Consider the following 16,034-nt stretch of genomic DNA (forward strand, 5'->3'; position numbering starts at 1 on the left):
TTGTTACAAGAAAAAGGCCCCCGGTTTCCCGAGGGCCTTTCGCTTTAAAACTTTCTAGCCGATCCAAGCATTGATTGGAGAGGACAAGAAGTAGATCACAAATAGTCCTGAGACTAGAAGCAGAAGTGGATGAACTTCCTTTCCACGACCCTGTACTAGGCGAATCACTACGTGAGTAATGAAACCAGCACCAATACCTACTGAGATGTTGTAAGTAAATGGCATCAAGATGATTGTCAAGAATGCAGGAATTCCTATTCCAAGATCATCCCAATCAATATTCTTGATTTGTGACATCATCAGGAATCCAACGATGATCAATGCAGGTGTGGCTGCCTCATAAGGAATGATTGCAACCAAGGGCGCTAAGAACGTTGTCAACAAGAATGCAATTCCTGTAACGATTGAAGCAAGGCCTGTGCGTGCGCCTTCTCCCACGCCGGCTGCGGATTCGATGTAGCTAGTATTTGAAGAAATACCAGCGGCACCACCTGCGGCTGCTGCTACTGAGTCGACCAACAAGATCTTCTGGATGTTGTCAACATTGCCATCTTTGTCCGCGAGGCCTGCTTCATGTCCAATCGCTGTAACTGTACCGACAGTATCGAAGAAGTCAGAGAGCAGAAGGGTAAATAGAAGAAGTATCGCTGCAATTAAAGAGACATTATCCAGAGTGAAAGCACCAAAGAGATCAAACTGTCCGGTGAAATCAAACTTAGGAACAGCAACGATATCTGTTGGAACTGCAGGAATACCTAGCTGCCAACCGCCATCAACGATGGTTGGTGGATTTCCTGGAGTGAAATTAGGCTTGATGTTAAACGCCTGCTGTATACCGATCGCTAATGCAGTTGCTGAAGCGATTCCAATAAGAATCGCTCCCTTAACCTTGCGAACCATCAAAGCCATGATAAGAAGAGTTCCGAATACGAATACAACTGTTGGCCAGCCAACGAGATTTCCGTTAACTCCTAAACCCACTGGGACAGGGCCAGCAGCGGTACGTCGAACGAAACCTGCGTCAACTAATCCAATAAGTGCAATAAACAGACCGATTCCAACAGAGATGGCAATCTTGATCTGTGCCGGAACTGCCTTGAACACTGCAACTCGGAATCCGGTCAACACTAGAATAAGAATAATCAGACCTTCCAGAACAACGAGGCCCATTGCAGCGGCCCATGTCATCTGTGAAGCGATTCCGACTGCTACGAATGTGTTAAGTCCCAAACCAGTCGCAAGTGCAAGCGGATAGTTCGCAACAGAACCCATCAAGATAGTCAGCACACCTGCAACGAGTGCGGTTGTAGCCGCGACCATCGCTGGAGCTGGAGCATCACCTCCGAAGAGGAATTGACCATTTGCATCTGGCGAATACGCCAAGATGATCGGATTGAGCGCCACGATGTATGCCATCGTGAAGAAGGTTACTAATCCGCCTCGAACTTCTTGGGCGATTGAAGAGCCACGTTCTGAGATTTTAAAATATGAGTCCAGCATGAATGATGCCTTTCTAATTTTGTTGTCGGGGGTGTTTGCGACCCCGTGTGCGAAAGGGCGCACAGCCCTGGGAAGATGAGTCGATCCTATGGGCTACTTAGAGGTAACTCGGGAAACGACTCCCAGGGAAATGGCTATTGATTGCCCAATTAGGGTCGCAAACAGGAGCGTTCCGAGCCCAACCGTTCCTCCGAGAAGCCAACCAGCAATCAAAACCGTGCCCTCGATACCCAATCGAACCCGACCGATGCGCACACCAGATTTGTGGTGAAGGGCGGTCATCAAGCCGTCGCGAGGTCCTGGTCCCAAACCACACGTTATGTACAAGCTTGAGCCAATGCCGACCATTGCGATACCCACTAAGCAGTAAACGATCCCGACCGTATAAGAACTTTGCTGTGGAAAAATAGTGACGCCAACTTGAATGGCAATAGCGATCAGTGCGATGTTTGACAGCGTACCGAAACCAGGCTTTTCTTTCAGTGGAATCCAAAGTAGTAAGACAAGCGTGCTAATTCCGAAGGTGGCCCAACCCATCGTTATATCTAAACGATTCGAAATACCTTGCGCTAAAACAGACCATGGGGCGTTTCCGATTTCACTCTGGATCAATAATGAATCACCCAATCCAAAAACAAACAAACCAAAAAAGAGAACTACTGTTCGAAGCGGAGCAAGATCCCATCGAGAACTTGCGGTCCATGGTGCGTGTGGAACCGTCTTGTGCGGACGCAAGAATTCCAAAAATGGATTCGACATTGCATGAGTATAATCAGAATATGTTTCCTGGCGCTGGCACCCTCATAAACGTTCTAACGATTATTTCAGGAGCCTCACTTGGAGTCCTAGTGGGTAATCGAATGAATTCTCGCACGAGAACTTTGCTCACAGATGTGCTGGGGTTGGTCACGCTATTAGGAGCTGGCTCGGCATTGATTCCTTTATGGTCAGATCGATATGTTCAAGCACTTCCTAAAGGATGGACCTTACTAGTTATTCTTGGTTCGCTTTTAATTGGTGGATTGATTGGTTCTGCACTCAAACTTGAGGATCGCTTAGACAAATTGGGAGAGACTCTTCGCGTTAAATTCAAGGCCTCTAGTGATTCGCCATTTGTTGAAGGTTTTGTTGCAGCCTCATTACTATTTGCTATCGGACCATTAGCGATATTGGGAAGTATTAGCGATGGCATGGGTACTGGTATAGACCAATTAATTCTGAAAAGTACTTTGGACTTTTTTGCAGCTATGGCTTTTGCTACCTCTTTGGGGTGGGGAGTAGCTGTTTCGGCAATTCCAGTCGGAATTTATCAAGCGGTGTGGACTGTCATCGGCTTCGGATTAGGCGAAATACTTGCCGACTATCAAGTAGATGCGATGACCGTCGTTGGTGGCCTCATGCTCCTTTGCATCTCGCTTAGATTATTGAACATAAAAAATGTGGCAGTTGGAAATCTCTTGCCGGCATTGGCCATTGCTCCTCTGCTGGCTTTGGTCGTTCATTCTCTTTAGGCGAGATCGATCTATTCTTTGAAGGGCAATGGAATAGATGAGGTGTGTGCCGCACCCGAGACGCGGGCGGTCACTTGTCGCATGTGGTGTCTGCGGCACAAAACTTCGTAGGCGACTTCAGCACCTGTTGAGACATCTCCAACTACTACCTGCTCGCCCTCAACAACCATAACTCCGCCAACTGTTCGGGCGTTGTGCGTTGCACGAGAACCGCACCAGCACAGAGCTTCAACTTGAAGAGTATTCACGCGATCTGCCAACTCAACCAAACGGGCAGAGCCTGGGAAAAGTTTTGTTCGAAAGTCCGCCAAAATTCCGAAGGCATAAACATCAATACTTAAACCATCAACGATTCGGGCTAATTGTTCGATTTGATTACTTTCGTAAAATTGCGCCTCATCGCAAATAATGTAATCAATACGTTCACCCATTGATAACTGGTCCACTACGAGTTTATGCAAGTCCATGGAAGGAGTGACTTCAATTGCGGGGCTTGAAAGACCAAGGCGACTAGATATGACTCCGGTACCAGCGCGATCGTTATTTGTGAAAATTAATCCCGTACGTCCGCGACTTTGGTGGTTATGTGCAGTCTGTAAAGCGAGCGTGGATTTACCACTATCCATAGTTCCGCAGTAGTAGATCAACTCAGCCATGTAGGTATCCTGCCACAACGAATACTTATAGTCTCGATGACAGCGCCATAGATAGTTTTTCGGTAAGTCTTAGCGCCATGTCTACAGAAATATGGCTTCTATCCCGATACGCAACTATGTTGCCCAAAACCACTGGACAAGTTATTTTACACAGCCATGATGTTGGGTCTATAAATTGGAAGTTTGAGCTCTTCCATTCTGGACTTTTTTTGACCTTTGAACACTCAGCAATACTTTTCTTTGCCAAGCATTCCGGAACATTAACCATAGGAATAGGAGTATCACCGATGTATATAAGACGAGACTCAACACCTTGTAACTCGTTATGCAAACTCGATAACCCGTTCTTCCACCATAGTTCTGCACTAGTCACATTAGAGGGTGGTGTGAAATGCTGAAAGCCACTCATAATTATTGCAGCTGGTGCAATCTCTTTGGTTCTTTTCAAGATTGACTGACGCCATTTTTTACATTCTGCGTCTTTGAAGCCCCCTTTGTCGGGCAACTTTACATTGGCGGCAGGGCAAGCAGACTTGGTGAAACTAAACAATTGAAATCCATTTGTTTTTGCAAAATTGTCCAAAGCTGGAAACCATTGTCCTGCATGAGAATCACCGAAGAGAACCAAACTCTTTCCACCTTCTTTATCACCGTATAAACAGCCTGGTGAAAATGATTGACCATGAGTTACGTGACACTTATCAGAATTGATCAGAGGTTTACGAATGGTTTTTTCAAAATCAAATGAAAAGGAGGAATTCTGAACAGTTATCTGTGAATTGTTGGTAGATGAGATAAACAGAGAAACTGCACATGCAATCAAGATGGATGTTAGAAGAAGTATCGCTGTTCGAATCTGACTGATGGGCATACTACGCATTGGATTTTCAATGTACTTAGTTGTCCAATGTGCACACAGGATAGTTAGAACAATACAGAGAATCAGCTCAGGAGCATTGAGCTCGCGTCCTAAGTAAAGTACCGGCAACACTAATATAGGCCAGTGCCACAGGTAGGTTGAGTAGGAGATATTTCCTAGCCATGTCGCGATCCTTGAAGTAAAAATGCGCTGCAATGATGATGGCCACGAATTAACGCTTAGCAACAACAGGAAAGTGCCGAGAACTGGAAGCAAGGCCTTATAACCAGGGAAACGATCCTGATTGTTCAGATAGAACGAGGAAAAGATTAGTAACGCGGCTCCCAGATATGGAATAGATCTTTGCGAAAACGATGACAACCCTTTCGAATATATAGCCAACAGGGCACCGGCCGCTAACTCCCAAGCGCGAGTAGGAAGTGAATAAAAGGCCCAGACCGGGTAGAGATATGTGCACAGGATTGAGATAACGAAGGAGACAAACCCGGTAAGCAATACGCCTTTACCGATTCCTAATGATTTAATCTTATAGAACAGCACCAGCATGAATGGCCAAACGAAGTAGAATTGTTCTTCTACCGCCAACGACCAATAATGTAGAAATACTGACGGTTGCGCATCTAGATTTTGGTAATCGTTGTCCCAGTAGGCGAAGAGAAAATTTGAAGTGTATGTGTTTGCCGTCAAGAATTCTTTTGCTAGTTGTGTTCGAAGCGATGGAGCAATAGCAAAAAAGGTTAAAATTACTGTGATTAGGGCAATGAAGAAGGATGCGGGCAAAAGTCTCATAATGCGACGTTTGTAGAAGGCTCTGAAATCAAAGGTTTTTGCATGCTCGATTTCTCTGACGATTAAGCCTGTTATTAGAAATCCAGAGATCACATAAAACACGTCAACACCTATGTAGCCGCCATCAATAAATCCGGCGTGATAAAAAACAACTAATAGTGCAGCGAGTGCTCGAAGGCCTTGTATCTGAGGCAGATGCACGTTTAAGAAACTACCAGCGAGGAAATGGGAATGTCCGGGTACTTTGCAGAAAGAAGTGCCCTGCCTTGCAAACCATCTATTTCTAGTAAGGCCAATACGTGAACAACTTCAGCGCCCAAGCGATGCATTAATTCAATTGCCGCCCCAATAGTTCCACCGGTCGCCAAAACATCATCGATCAATAGGACCTTCATGCCTTTTGCAACGGCGTCAACATGAACCTCTAAAGTATCCGTGCCGTATTCAAGACCATATGATTCCGAAATTGTTGTATGGGGGAGTTTGCCAGCCTTACGGATCGGCACGAACCCGCTATGTAGTTTATTTGCTACAGCTGAAGCAAAAATAAAACCGCGTGCTTCGATTCCTGCAATCACAATTGAAGAATCGGCGTAGCCCGCGAAATTATCAGTAACCGCCATGAATGCTTCACCGTTGGCTAGAAGAGGGGTGATGTCTTGAAACCGAATACCCGCTTTTGGGTAATCAGGTATTTCGCGGATGAGCGACAAGGCATCATCAAGATTCATGTGTCCGAGAGGGGACTTGAACCCCTAATCCCTTGCGGGAACTAACACCTCAAGCTAGCGCGTCTGCCAATTCCGCCACCCGGACTAAGTGTTCGGCAAGAATAGCAATTGGGTGCGAGAATAGCGAAATGACCACTACGACACACTCAGAACTTGAACTTGAAACCATTCGTATTTGCCAAGAATTAATCAGAATTCCTAGTGTTAATTTCGGTGAAGGTAAAGGTGATGAGAAAGATGTTGCCGCACATGTTGTCAAGTTATTGAATGAAGCTGGCATAGAGACACAAACTTACGAGTCAGCTCCAGGCCGCTGCAATGTAATTGCAAGAATAAAAGGTTCCAACCCAAACAGACCTGGCCTAGTTGTACATGGTCACCTAGATGTTGTTCCTGCAAATGCTGCCGATTGGTCTGTAGATCCATTTTCTGGAGCAATCAAAGATGGTTTCATCTGGGGACGTGGCGCTGTTGATATGAAGAATATGGATGCAATGATTATTGCTACGGTCCGGGACTGGGCGCGTACAGGGTATGTACCAGAACGTGACATCGTCTTGGCTTTCTTTGCAGATGAAGAAGCAGGCAGCAATTTCGGTTCTCATTACATGGTTAAGAATCATCCTGAAGTTTTTGCAGGGTGCACCGAAGCAGTTTCGGAAGTTGGTGGTTTTTCAGTAACTGTTGCTGGTGGCAAACGTCTTTATCTAATTGAAACCGCGGAAAAAGGCATTCACTGGATGCGCTTAACGGCTGAAGGTCGCGCTGGTCATGGCTCTATGATGAATGGAGAAAATGCAGTTACTCGATTGGCCGAGGCCGTGGCAAAAATTGGTCAGTACGAATGGCCACAGCGCTACAGCAAAACGGTTAAGGCGTTTTTTCAACGAATAGCCGATGCAACAGGCAAGCCATACAACGAAGAGGATCTCCGTCCTTTGTTGAATGAGATCGGTTTTGCTGCGACCATGATCGGCGCAACACTTCAGAACACAGCCAATCCAACAATGCTTGAAGCGGGCTACAAAGCAAACGTTATTCCTGGTGCAGCAAGTGCTGTTGTGGATGGGCGATTCATTCCAGGTTTTGAAGATGAATTGAATGAAACTATAAAGTCATTAATTGGAGAACATGTAACGGTAGAGACGATCACTCGAGACAAAGCTCTCGAAGTGCCGTTCGAAGGCGATCTAGTGGAGGCCATGTGCAACGCCCTCATTAAAGAGGACACAGTTGCAATCCCAGTTCCATATGTTATGAGTGGCGGAACAGATAATAAGGCTTTGGCCGATCTGGGAATTATTGGTTACGGATTCTCACCACTCAAACTTGAAGCAGATTTTAATTTCATGGCTATGTTCCACGGAGTCGATGAACGTGTTCCTGTCGAAGGATTGACCTTCGGTGCACGCGTTTTGAAAGAATTTTTAGAAAATGCTTAAGCGCTTACATCATTAAGTGCACTGCGAACAATGTCTGGTAGGGCGATCTCTTCGCTCTTGAGCACGCCTCGTAACTGAGCGCCTGTGCGTGCACCAATTAAAGAGGTTGTAACGCCAGGTGCGTCTCTAACCCAGGCGAGTGCAACTTCCAGTGGTGAATACCCCAAACCTTCTGCTGCGACCACGACCGCCTCAACAATGCGTGTTGATCGACCGTCCAGATACGGTTCGATGTGCTTAGCAAAGTGCGGAGCAGCACCACGGGAATCACTAGGTACTCCCTTGCGATACTTACCCGTCAAAACTCCCCGTGCTAATGGAGCCCACGCCAAAAATCCTAATCCACATTCTTCGGCCGCATCCAAAATTTCGGATTCGGCAGCTCGATTTAGTAGCGAGTATTCATTTTGCACCGTGGTTAGCGGTGCCTTCATTGAATTAGATTGTTGTTTAGTTGCGGCGCGAGCTATCTGCCAGCCCGAATAGTTACTTATTCCGACGTATCGGGCTCTTCCAGTTGTGTAGGCATAATCCAATGCAGACAAAGTGTCATCTAATGGCGTTGCATCGTCCCAAGCATGAACGTGCCATACATCGACGAAATCAGTGCCCAGGCGAGAAAGGGAGCGATCCAACTCTGCAATCAATGAATGCCTTGATGCATCAACTTTTCTGACGCCATCTGTAAAACCAATTCCAGCCTTCGTAGCTATTACAACTTCGGCGCGATTAAATAAGGTTCCAATTAGCCCGCCGATTACCCGCTCACTGTCGCCATCTCCGTATGTTGAAGCTGTGTCTATGAAATTACCACCCGCATCCAGAAATGCGCGGCACTGATCAGCGGCCTCGATTTCATCTGTATCCCGGCCCCAGGTCATAGTCCCTAAACCCAAACGCGAGAGTGCTAAGCCACTCATGCCTGCTCTGCGTTTTTCCATGGGGCGACCTTAGCAAGAGCGGGACTCAAAAGCTGCGATAGCCTTTGTTTTATGCGATTGGTTTTGATTAGACATGCACATTCGGAAGCCAACGCTGCCGGAATACTTTCAGGTCGGTTACCCAATGTGCATCTATCCGAAAAAGGACTAGAGCAATCGGAACAATTAGCACTTCGATTGGGAAAATTCCCAGTATCGAGTCTGCGTATCAGTCCCATGGAGAGATGTTTTGAAACTATTTCACCCTGGATGCATTCCGTGCTCCTGCCTAGTAATCCTAAATTCGAGCCGGTAATTGACCAAGAACTTACTGAAGTTGATTACGGCACGTGGAGCGGTAAAAAATTAGCAGTGTTAAACAAGAATAGGTTGTGGAAAACAGTTCAAGAATCTCCAAGTCGTATGTACTTCCCACGTGGAGAAGGGATAGCACAGATGCAAACCCGCGCCATGAAATCTGTTCACGAAATGGTTTCTAAGAAAGCTAAGGGTTCGGCGGTAATTGTTAGTCATGGTGATGTAATCAAATCCATCGTTGCATCAGCCCTTGGCATGCACCTGGATGAATTTCAACGGATTGTGATCGACCCTGCGTCGATTTCTATTCTGGATTTTTCCACAATAAAGCCCCGTACTCTGCTTCTCAACGATTCCCGATCAGTTGTAACGGAACTTCTTGTCGAACCAAAAAGATCGAGAAATTTACTCGGCGGTGGATCAGGTCGATGAGACACGAATTTTCGCGACCAGAGCGTTTCATCGCTGGAACGGTTGGAGAACCTGGGGAGCGTGCTTTTTATATTCAAGTTCGCACATCCTCCAGGCTGTTTTCCGTTGCAGTCGAAAAAGCCCAAGTTCAAGCGATTACGGCACGATTAGATGTCATGATTTCTGAAATTCGAAAATCTAATCCATTGATTAACATTGAAAAATTTCCACTTGATGACGCTCCATTGGAATCACCAGTAGATGCGGAATTTCAAGTAGGGGCAATGTCACTAGCTTGGGATGAAGAGTCGGCCTTGATTTCAATAGAGTTATACGAACTCGAAGAAGATGAAGAAGATTCAGAGGGCGAAGTTGTAGAAATAAACATCTCGATTGGCATGGCGGCCGCGTTTTCAAGCCGATCAAAAGCTGTGGTCAATGCAGGGCGATTGCCATGTCCTTTCTGCGGAATACCGATCGATCCACGCGGCCATTTGTGCCCGAGGGCAAATGGCTACAGACGATAATTTACTTCTGCTCTCTGAAGGCGAGCTGAATGTAACGGGTCGCTTGGTCGATGCATCAAATGCAACTTTGTATGCAACGGTAACTCTTGAAGATCAATCACTCATTTGCATCTATAAACCCATAGCGGGAGAGCGCCCACTATGGGATTTCGCAGACGGATGTTTGGCCCACCGAGAATTTGCCGCATACCTGGTGAGTAATCATTTGGGTTTCGATTTAGTGCCATTAACAATCTTGCGCGATGGTCCGTATGGATTCGGGATGGTCCAACAATGGGTTGATATCGATGAGGGAATTGATTTAGCCAAGTTTTTCGCAACCGATCATCCACGTTTACGAGCTATGGCGTTGTTCGATGCAATCATCAACAATACCGATCGAAAAATCGGCCATTTGTTGCCGCTTAATAATCAAACCGTATTTGGTTGCGATCATGGAGTTACTTTCCACTCCGAGGACAAGTTACGAACGGTTTTGTGGCAATGGGCTAATGAACCATTCACTGATAAAGAGATAGCTTTACTTGAAAGGGCACACTCTGATATCGCGGGAGAATTAGGGCAGCGACTTTCACCATATTTAACAGAGGTTGAGATTAGAGAGACCGCACGCAGAGTTGCAGATCTTCTGGAGAATGGAACATTCCCTTTACCTAATCCGGACTGGCCAGCAGTCCCATGGCCGGCTTTTTGATTTCCGATTACGATACAGACATGAATTCCTGGAGCGAAGTAGCGATCCCTGACATACGCTCCACCGTAGATTTCTCAGAACTACAGTTGACCAATTCTGCTACCGGCATCAAGGAATCAGTACCACGCAAAAAGGTTTATCGAATGTATGTCTGTGGAATTACTCCATACGATGCAACGCATCTGGGTCACGCAGCAACCTATCTAACCTTCGATCTGATCAATCGATACCTACGAGCAAGCGGCTCCGAGGTTCGCTATGTCCAAAATATTACGGATATCGATGACCCATTATTGGAGCGTGCCAAGCGAGATGGAGTTGATTGGACCGACTTAGCACACCAGCAAATTGATCTGTTCCGCGGCGATATGGTGAATTTGCGAGTTATCCCTCCGGCTCACTATATCGGTGCAGTCGATGCGATTCCGTTGGTTACTGATGCGATTACAGCTCTTATGAACAAAGACAGTGTTTATCAAGTTGATAAAGATCTCTATTTCGCTGTTTATGCTGATAAAGAATTCGGTCAACGCTCTCATCTTTCGAAAGAACAAATGATCCAAATTTTTTCCGAACGTGGAGGTGACCCTGATCGTTTAGGAAAATCTGATCCACTGGATTGCCTAGTGTGGATGTCGCAACGACCCGATGAGCCTGGCTGGTCTTCGCCTTTTGGTGTTGGTAGACCGGGTTGGCACATCGAATGCACGGCGATAGCCATCAAGTATCTCGAACCGGTTACTGATGACATGTCATTGATCGACATTCAAGGGGGAGGGTCGGATTTGATCTTTCCTCACCATGAAATGTGTGCCGCACAAGCTCAAGTGCTTTCAGGAAAACCGCTAGCAGGAAACTATGTGCACGCTGGCATGATCGGTCTTGATGGTGAAAAGATGAGTAAGAGCAAAGGGAATTTGGTTTTTGTATCAAAGTTAGTGGCAGCCGGACGCGATCCCATGGCTATCCGTTGGGCCCTCATGAAAGATCACTATCGCAAGGATCGAATGTGGACCGAGCAGTCATTGATCGAAGCTGAAATCGAAATTGCCGCTTTGCGTTCAGCGCTTAAACACAATCAGGTGGCTCCGACGTCACAACTGATTACGCAAATTATTGATTTGTTAGCTGATGATCTAGACACACCAGCAATTTTGCAACGTATCAATAATTGGGTTGTTGATTCACAATCTGGATCCAGCGGTGGGGAAGTACTCCCACTTGTCGAGGCATTAGATGCATTGCTAGGAATTAAACTTTAGCTCTCACTTTGTCGTCGGAGATATCTTTCAAACTCCTTAGCGATGAGCTCACCGGAAACATCGGGCAGCTCAGCTGCGTCTTTGCTGTCTTCAAGGGCCTTCACATATTCAGCAACATCAGTATCTTCTGCCGCTATTTGATCCACCGATTTTTCCCACTCTTCGGCATCGGTGTGAAGTGTCCCTAGTGGAATCGAAATGTCCAAGAAATCTTCAAGTGAATTAATCAGGGCCAATGATGCTTTAGGAGATGGTGAATTTGAAGCGTAATGTGGAACAGCCGCCCAAAGAGAAATCGCATCTATGCCGCGTCGCATACAGCCATCCTGAATGATTCCTAAGATTCCAGTCGGTCCTTCGTACTTTGACACTGAAACTCCAAGACGATCAGCGATGTTTGGATGGGCACCCGTACCTGTAACAGTTATTGGACGAGTGTGCGGAGAATCTGCAAGTAATGAACCAAGGGTTACTACAAGCGAAATCTCTAAATCATCAGCAAGATCTAGCAGATCAGATGTGAATCTCTTCCAACGCATCGATGGTTCGACTCCCGTAACAATAACCAAATCACGGTTCATCGACGGAACGACCAGTCCAAACACTTGAGTGCCTGGCCATGTGATACTTCTAATCAATGAGTCATCAATTGACACCTGTGGTCGATTGACTTGAAAGTCGTAGAACTCTTCTGCCTCAACATCTGCAATTAATTGAGGCACAACATCGTCATCTTTTTCTCGCCAGGCAGATAGCAAATGCTCAATCGCACCAGATGCACCTTCGGCGGCGTCGTTCCAGCCGGTGAAGGCCACGATCATGACTGGGTCGCGCAGCAGCGGTATGTTATGAATCTCCACGAATGCAACCTTACGGTAACCTTCGTCAGATGAACACGCCGAATAAAGCTGCTGGACTGCTACGGCGCACCCTTTCCGAACGTGTAGTGATTGCCGATGGGGCTATGGGCACCATGCTTCAAGCGGCAAATCCCTCCCTTGCGGATTTCGAAAACCATGAAGGCTGCAATGAAATTCTCAATGTCAGCCGCCCGGACATTGTTCGATCAGTCCATGATGAATATCTCGCTGCCGGAGTCGATGCAATTGAAACAAATACTTTTGGCGCAAACTGGTCCAACTTGGCCGACTATGGAATTGAAGATCGAATCTACGAGTTGGCCTATGCCGGTGGAAAGATCGCTCGTGAGGCAGCGGATGCATTCTCTACACCCGATAAACCCCGATTCGTTTTAGGTTCACTGGGGCCTGGCACCAAGTTGCCAAGTCTTGGACATACAACCTATGACAATCTCAAGGTTGCGTACTACACCGCCGCAAAAGGTCTGGCTGATTCAGGATGCGATGCTTTACTCGTTGAAACTTCCCAAGATTTGTTGCAGGTAAAGGCCGCTGTAAATGGATGCAGGCAAGCAATCCTTGAAGCGGTTAACGACATAGTTTTGATTGCTCAAGTAACAGTAGAAACAACCGGAACAATGTTGATGGGCTCTGAAATTGGAGCAGCGCTAAATGCACTTGAACCAATGGGGGTTGATTTAATTGGTTTGAATTGTGCAACTGGACCTGCAGAGATGTCTGAACATCTTCGTTACTTAAGTAAGAACGCAAAGATTTCAATCTCGGTTATGCCTAATGCAGGATTACCCCAACTTGGTCCCAATGGTGCGACATACCCATTAGCACCTGCCGAATTAGCAACCGCATTGGATGGTTTCGTTACTGATTATGGAATCTCACTAATCGGCGGATGCTGCGGAACAACCCCAGCACATTTGGCCGCGGTTGTTTCTAAACTGAGCAAGAGAAAAATTACAACTCGCACGCCAGCCCTTGATCCAGGCGCTTCCTCTCTTTATCAATATGTTCCGTTTAGACAAGATAAAACGTATTTAGCAATTGGTGAACGAACCAATGCCAACGGTTCTCGAGCATTTCGTGATGCGCTCTTAGCTGAAGATTGGGAAAAATGTGTAGAAATTGCGCGTGATCAAATCCGCGATGGTGCACACATGCTGGATTTATCAGTTGATTACGTCGGCCGCGATGGCGCAGCAGATATGAGTCAAATAGCATCACGGTTTGCAACTTCAAGCACGTTGCCTATCGTGCTTGATTCGACAGAACCAAATGTTTTGAAGGCTGGTCTAGAACATCTAGGTGGACGATGTGTTATCAACTCGGTCAATTACGAAGACGGAGATGGACCGACGTCACGCTTTGCCAAGATTATGCCGTTAGTGAAAGAACACGGGGCAAGTGTTGTTGCGCTAACCATTGATGAAGAGGGTCAGGCCCGAGACGCTGAATGGAAATTACGTATCGCACGTCGCTTGATACATGACTTACACGATAACTGGGGAATGAATATTGGCGATATTTTGATCGATTGCCTAACCTTCCCAATTGCAACCGGTCAAGAAGAAACGCGTAACGATGGAATAGAAACCATCGAGGCGATCAAGAAGCTCAAGCTTGAATTCCCAGAAGTTCAAACAACGCTAGGTGTTAGTAATGTTTCTTTCGGTCTCAATCCCGCTGCGCGCGTGGTTCTTAACTCTGTTTTCTTGCATGAATGCGTTCAGGCTGGGCTTGATTCGGCGATTGTCCATCCTTCTAAGATCACGCCGATGGCCCGCATAGATGAGCGTCAAAAGCAGGTCGCACTTGATCTTGTTTACGATCGCCGAGTATTTGATGGTGATGAATGTACATACGATCCACTGCAAGAGTTCTTACAGATGTTTGATGGGGTAGAACTTGCTACAAGTAAAAATGCCCGAGCAGAAGCGCTAGCGGCTTTACCTTTGTTTGATCGACTACAACGCCGCATAATTGATGGCGAAAAAGTTGGCCTCGATGATGATCTCAAGGCTGCTATGGCCCAAGGCACTCCGCCTTTAGAAATCATCAATTCACATTTGCTTGAAGGCATGAAGGTGGTAGGCGAGCTTTTTGGTAAGGGTGAAATGCAGCTGCCATTCGTTCTTCAAAGCGCTGAAGTGATGAAGACTGCTGTTGCGATGCTCGAACCATTCATGGAAAAAACTGGTGATGACGGTCGAGGAACCATGCTCTTGGCAACTGTTCGCGGAGATGTGCACGACATCGGAAAAAATCTGGTCGATATTATTTTGACCAATAACGGTTATCGAGTTGTCAATATCGGTATTAAACAGACCATCAATCAAATTATTGATGGTGCTACCGAAAGCAATGCAGATGCAATTGGAATGAGCGGTTTGCTCGTTAAATCGACAGTGATTATGAAAGAAAACCTTCAAGAGTTGACTGCCCGCGGATTAGATCAACGTTGGCCAATTGTCTTAGGTGGGGCAGCACTTACTCGTGCCTATGTCGAACAAGATCTTGCATCTATGTTTCCAGGCGAAGTTCGTTATGCCCGCGATGCCTTTGAAGGTTTACGTTTGATGGATGCAATCATGGCGGTAAAACGTGGAGACGAAGGCGCAGCGTTACCTGCCCTACGCGAGCGACGCGTAGCCAATACAAGAATCAAGACAGAGGAGCTTCCCATCGATACTCGTCGTAGCGATGTTGCCTCTGACAATTCGATTCCCCATCCGCCATTTTTTGGTTCACGTGTAATCAAGGGAATTCAACTATCTGATTACGCAGGAATGCTGGATGAGCGCGCGCTTTTTGTTGGCCAGTGGGGACTTAAGGGAAACCGTGGTGAGTATGAATCCATGGTGGAGGCCGAAGGGCGCCCTCGTTTGCGCGCACTAATCAATGAAGTTCAGTCAAAAGGTTGGCTCAATGCCGCAGTTGTATATGGATACTTCCCTTGCTACAGCGAAGGAAATGATTTAGTAATTCTTCATCACGAAGGCGAGAACAAGGGCAAAGAAAGAACTCGTTTTACCTTCCCACGTCAAAGTCGTGATCGCCGACTATGCATCAGCGACTTCTTTGCCTCGAAGGAATCTGGTAAAACTGATGTGGTTGCTTTTCATATCGTGACTATGGGTTCTACAGTTAGTGAAGCCTCAGCCAAATTGTTTGCAGATAACAACTATCGTGAATATCTCGAACTTCATGGGCTATCCGTGCAGTTAACTGAAGCTCTTGCCGAACACTGGCATGCTCGTATGCGAGAAGAGCTAGAAGTTAAGGCTGAAGACTCATCTGATTTACAAGGGATCCTGGACCAGGGATACCGCGGTTCACGTTATTCATTCGGTTATCCTGCTTGCCCTGACCTTGAACAACAAGTTCAACTCTGCGAACTATTGGATCCTGCGCGAGTAGGAGTTGAATTGTCAGAAGAGTTCCAATTGCACCCTGAACAATCAACCTCAGCAATTATTGTTCATCATCCCGAAGCCAAGTATTTCAACGCTAATTAATTT

General features: G+C 46.4%; 14 protein-coding genes and 1 tRNA gene. 7 read left to right on the plus strand and 8 right to left on the minus strand.

Annotated elements, in window-relative coordinates; translation table 11 throughout:
• Nucleotides 1–54: 54 nt before the first annotated feature.
• Complete coding sequence (locus tag AC9UGD_RS01375; RefSeq protein WP_509568438.1) at nt 55–1,500, minus strand: NCS2 family permease; 1,446 nt, start codon at nt 1,498–1,500, stop codon at nt 55–57.
• Between the two features lie 93 nt (nt 1,501–1,593).
• Nucleotides 1,594–2,259, minus strand: coding sequence for a membrane protein YczE (gene yczE / locus AC9UGD_RS01380; protein WP_509568440.1), 666 nt, complete (start codon nt 2,257–2,259; stop codon nt 1,594–1,596).
• Nucleotides 2,260–2,279: 20 nt separating this feature from the next.
• Between yczE and AC9UGD_RS01385 the strand changes: the two genes are divergently transcribed.
• On the plus strand, nt 2,280–3,011 hold the full coding sequence (locus AC9UGD_RS01385; protein WP_509568598.1) for a DUF554 domain-containing protein: 732 nt from the start codon (nt 2,280–2,282) through the stop codon (nt 3,009–3,011).
• Nucleotides 3,012–3,022: 11 nt separating this feature from the next.
• On the opposite strand, the gene AC9UGD_RS01390 is transcribed toward AC9UGD_RS01385, so the two are convergent.
• The 4 genes from AC9UGD_RS01390 to AC9UGD_RS01405 all read right to left on the minus strand — a co-directional run bounded on the left by AC9UGD_RS01390 (nt 3,023) and on the right by AC9UGD_RS01405 (nt 6,152).
• Nucleotides 3,023–3,667, minus strand: a complete 645-nt coding sequence (locus tag AC9UGD_RS01390) for a thymidine kinase (protein ID WP_509568443.1) — start codon at nt 3,665–3,667, stop codon at nt 3,023–3,025.
• A gap of 25 nt (nt 3,668–3,692) precedes the next feature.
• Complete coding sequence (locus AC9UGD_RS01395) at nt 3,693–5,537, minus strand: acyltransferase family protein (RefSeq protein WP_509568446.1); 1,845 nt, start codon at nt 5,535–5,537, stop codon at nt 3,693–3,695.
• A 2-nt stretch (nt 5,538–5,539) separates the two neighbouring features.
• Nucleotides 5,540–6,067 carry an adenine phosphoribosyltransferase gene (locus AC9UGD_RS01400; RefSeq protein WP_509568449.1) on the minus strand — a complete coding sequence of 176 codons (528 nt, stop codon included), beginning with the start codon at nt 6,065–6,067 and terminating at the stop codon, nt 5,540–5,542.
• Between the two features lies 1 nt (nt 6,068).
• Nucleotides 6,069–6,152, minus strand: a tRNA-Leu gene (locus AC9UGD_RS01405).
• 43 nt (nt 6,153–6,195) lie between these two features.
• On the opposite strand from AC9UGD_RS01405, the gene AC9UGD_RS01410 reads away from it, so the two are divergent.
• Nucleotides 6,196–7,509, plus strand: a complete 1,314-nt coding sequence (locus AC9UGD_RS01410; RefSeq protein ID WP_509568452.1) for a M20/M25/M40 family metallo-hydrolase — start codon at nt 6,196–6,198, stop codon at nt 7,507–7,509.
• On the opposite strand, the gene AC9UGD_RS01415 is transcribed toward AC9UGD_RS01410, so the two are convergent.
• A complete protein-coding gene (locus AC9UGD_RS01415; RefSeq protein WP_509568455.1) occupies nt 7,506–8,450 on the minus strand; it encodes an aldo/keto reductase in 945 nt (314 codons plus the stop codon). The two genes, AC9UGD_RS01410 and AC9UGD_RS01415, sit on opposite strands and share 4 nt — an antisense overlap.
• A 51-nt stretch (nt 8,451–8,501) precedes the next feature.
• Here AC9UGD_RS01415 and AC9UGD_RS01420 point away from each other — a divergent pair, with 51 nt between their 5' ends.
• The 4 genes from AC9UGD_RS01420 to mshC are packed head-to-tail and all read left to right on the plus strand — an operon-like array spanning nt 8,502 to nt 11,641.
• Nucleotides 8,502–9,179, plus strand: a complete 678-nt coding sequence (locus tag AC9UGD_RS01420; RefSeq protein WP_509568458.1) for an Rv2135c family putative phosphatase — start codon at nt 8,502–8,504, stop codon at nt 9,177–9,179.
• Nucleotides 9,176–9,685 carry an Rv2134c family protein gene (locus AC9UGD_RS01425; protein WP_509568461.1) on the plus strand — a complete coding sequence of 170 codons (510 nt, stop codon included), beginning with the start codon at nt 9,176–9,178 and terminating at the stop codon, nt 9,683–9,685. The genes AC9UGD_RS01420 and AC9UGD_RS01425 overlap by 4 nt, the downstream gene beginning before the upstream one ends.
• Nucleotides 9,669–10,379, plus strand: coding sequence for an SCO1664 family protein (locus tag AC9UGD_RS01430; RefSeq protein WP_509568464.1), 711 nt, complete (start codon nt 9,669–9,671; stop codon nt 10,377–10,379). Before AC9UGD_RS01425 ends, AC9UGD_RS01430 begins: the two co-directional genes overlap by 17 nt.
• Before the next feature lie 20 nt (nt 10,380–10,399).
• On the plus strand, nt 10,400–11,641 hold the full coding sequence (mshC, locus tag AC9UGD_RS01435; RefSeq protein ID WP_509568467.1) for a cysteine--1-D-myo-inosityl 2-amino-2-deoxy-alpha-D-glucopyranoside ligase: 1,242 nt from the start codon (nt 10,400–10,402) through the stop codon (nt 11,639–11,641).
• Here the strand turns inward: mshC and AC9UGD_RS01440 are convergent.
• A complete protein-coding gene (locus AC9UGD_RS01440; protein WP_509568470.1) occupies nt 11,638–12,501 on the minus strand; it encodes a PAC2 family protein in 864 nt (287 codons plus the stop codon). The two genes, mshC and AC9UGD_RS01440, sit on opposite strands and share 4 nt — an antisense overlap.
• A gap of 29 nt (nt 12,502–12,530) precedes the next feature.
• Here AC9UGD_RS01440 and metH point away from each other — a divergent pair, with 29 nt between their 5' ends.
• Nucleotides 12,531–16,031, plus strand: a complete 3,501-nt coding sequence (gene metH / locus AC9UGD_RS01445) for a methionine synthase (RefSeq protein ID WP_509568472.1) — start codon at nt 12,531–12,533, stop codon at nt 16,029–16,031.
• The last annotated feature ends 3 nt before the right edge of the window (nt 16,032–16,034 follow it).

Origin of the sequence: Candidatus Planktophila sp. (assembly GCF_044232745.1) — a bacterium.
Lineage (GTDB): Bacteria > Actinomycetota > Actinomycetes > Nanopelagicales > Nanopelagicaceae > Planktophila.

Bases quoted from the DNA above. Each gene is read 5' to 3' on its own strand.
- AC9UGD_RS01375 (WP_509568438.1), bottom strand. From the start codon at position 1,500: ATGCTGGACTCATATTTTAAAATCTCAGAACGTGGCTCTTCAATCGCC.
- yczE (WP_509568440.1), bottom strand. From the start codon at position 2,259: ATGTCGAATCCATTTTTGGAATTCTTGCGTCCGCACAAGACGGTTCCA.
- AC9UGD_RS01385 (WP_509568598.1), top strand. From the start codon at position 2,280: ATGTTTCCTGGCGCTGGCACCCTCATAAACGTTCTAACGATTATTTCA.
- AC9UGD_RS01390 (WP_509568443.1), bottom strand. From the start codon at position 3,667: ATGGCTGAGTTGATCTACTACTGCGGAACTATGGATAGTGGTAAATCC.
- AC9UGD_RS01400 (WP_509568449.1), bottom strand. From the start codon at position 6,067: ATGAATCTTGATGATGCCTTGTCGCTCATCCGCGAAATACCTGATTAC.
- AC9UGD_RS01410 (WP_509568452.1), top strand. From the start codon at position 6,196: ATGACCACTACGACACACTCAGAACTTGAACTTGAAACCATTCGTATT.
- AC9UGD_RS01415 (WP_509568455.1), bottom strand. From the start codon at position 8,450: ATGGAAAAACGCAGAGCAGGCATGAGTGGCTTAGCACTCTCGCGTTTG.
- AC9UGD_RS01420 (WP_509568458.1), top strand. From the start codon at position 8,502: ATGCGATTGGTTTTGATTAGACATGCACATTCGGAAGCCAACGCTGCC.
- AC9UGD_RS01425 (WP_509568461.1), top strand. From the start codon at position 9,176: ATGAGACACGAATTTTCGCGACCAGAGCGTTTCATCGCTGGAACGGTT.
- AC9UGD_RS01430 (WP_509568464.1), top strand. From the start codon at position 9,669: ATGGCTACAGACGATAATTTACTTCTGCTCTCTGAAGGCGAGCTGAAT.
- mshC (WP_509568467.1), top strand. From the start codon at position 10,400: ATGAATTCCTGGAGCGAAGTAGCGATCCCTGACATACGCTCCACCGTA.
- metH (WP_509568472.1), top strand. From the start codon at position 12,531: ATGAACACGCCGAATAAAGCTGCTGGACTGCTACGGCGCACCCTTTCC.